The sequence below is a fragment of the Vibrio sp. 1557 genome, assembly GCF_033340175.1.
In the GTDB taxonomy this organism is placed as follows: Bacteria; Pseudomonadota; Gammaproteobacteria; order Enterobacterales; family Vibrionaceae; genus Vibrio; species Vibrio alginolyticus.
Window position 1 is genome coordinate 1 of sequence record NZ_JAWOVZ010000237.1, and the last position, 1,129, is coordinate 1,129.

The 1,129-nt window shown below is 48.4% G+C and carries 1 protein-coding gene; it reads left to right on the top strand.

The window, feature by feature from the left end:
- The coding region (gene brnQ, locus R7070_RS26160) for a branched-chain amino acid transport system II carrier protein (RefSeq protein ID WP_318141508.1) at nucleotides 1-1,129 on the top strand (1,129 nt) is incomplete at both ends.

A 1,129-nucleotide genomic window follows, 5' to 3' on the forward strand; every position in this document is an offset into this window, starting at 1 on the left:
GCACGCAATATCGCCGCCTTAGGCTTTATGACTTTCGCCATGTATTTGGGCGCAGGTAACCTTATCTTCCCTCCATTTTTGGGTTACCAAGCAGGTGAAAACTTTTTGAGTGGAATGTCTGGATTCCTTTTAACTGGCGTGGGCCTACCTGCTTTAGCACTGGTAATGGTGGCGATCGTTAATGGCTCAGACAAGCTAACCGCTGCGCTACCAAAACCGCTAGCAACCAGTTTTTGGGTGATGGTCTTCATCGTCATCGGGCCAGCATTTGTGATTCCGCGAGCCATTACCGTCGCCTATCAATTTAGCTTCGCCCCAATCTTTGGTGAGGCGGCATTAGTGCCGTTTACGATTGCCTTTTGTGTAGCAACCATTTGGTTTGCGCTTTACCCAGGTAAGTTGGTTGATAACTTAGGCAAAATCCTAACACCGGCGTTAATGGCGATTTTGATCATCATGTCTGTCACTGCCTTGATTTACCCAACAGGTGAGTTGACACAAGCCAGTGGCCCATACGTGAGTGGTGCGTTTGCAGAAGGTCTGACGCAAGGGTACATGACGATGGATGCGTTGGGCTCAATTGGCTTTGGTTGGATCATTTTCCGTGCTATTCGCAGCATGGGAGTGGACTGCCCGAAAGCAACGGCGAAATACACTCTAATTGCAGCCTTAATGTACGCTGTCGCGATGGCGTTTGTTTACATTTCGTTGTCTTACATCGGTTCCACTAGCTCTTACTTAGGTTCAGAGTTTAGCAATGGTGGCGATATTTTAACGGCGTTCACCTTCAACCACTTTGGTGCGTTTGGCTCGGTGTTGTTGGGTGCAGTCATGGTATTGGCCTGTTTAACCACAGCGATTGGCGTAACAACCGCAGGCAGCGAGTTCTATGACAACACCTTTAGCAAAGTGGACTACAAAAGCTGTGTCGTCATCACCATGGTACTGTCAGGCTTTATCGCCAACATCGGTTTAGAGCAGCTATTGTCAATCACTTTACCTGCGGTTGTGGCACTTCATCCTGTGGCGATTGCTTTGATGATGATGGCACCCGTTCGCAACAAAATGTCTCAGTTCATGTTAGTGCTTACCGCGTTCACCGCACTAGCATTTGGTTGTGTCGATGCTC